The 242-nt window shown below is 57.4% G+C and carries 1 protein-coding gene; it reads right to left on the bottom strand.

What is annotated here, in order from left to right; all coding sequences use genetic code 11:
* Positions 1 to 242, bottom strand: a 242-nt coding sequence (locus IEQ44_RS17455) for a hypothetical protein (RefSeq protein WP_227487709.1), incomplete at both ends; no start/stop codon positions are given.

Raw genomic sequence — 242 nt, 5'->3', positions numbered from 1 at the left:
CTCTTCCTCTCCTAAGCCCCTCTCGCTGTGCTCCTCGCCCAAACCCCGCTCTCTATGCTCCTCTCCCAAGCCCCTGTCTTTCTCCTCGTCCCCGAAACCCCCCTCTCTTTCCTCCTCACCAAAACCTCCAACTCTCTCACCCTCGCATAAACCCAAGTCTTTGGCGCCGTCTCCGAAGCACACTAGGATCATGGATGGCATAAAGGCGGGCAGCAGGAACTTCCTAGACGAAGCCAACTCAC

The organism is Nocardioides malaquae (assembly GCF_015070385.1).
In the GTDB taxonomy this organism is placed as follows: Bacteria; Actinomycetota; Actinomycetes; order Propionibacteriales; family Nocardioidaceae; genus Nocardioides; species Nocardioides malaquae.
This window is presented reverse-complemented; position numbering and strand designations above follow the sequence as displayed.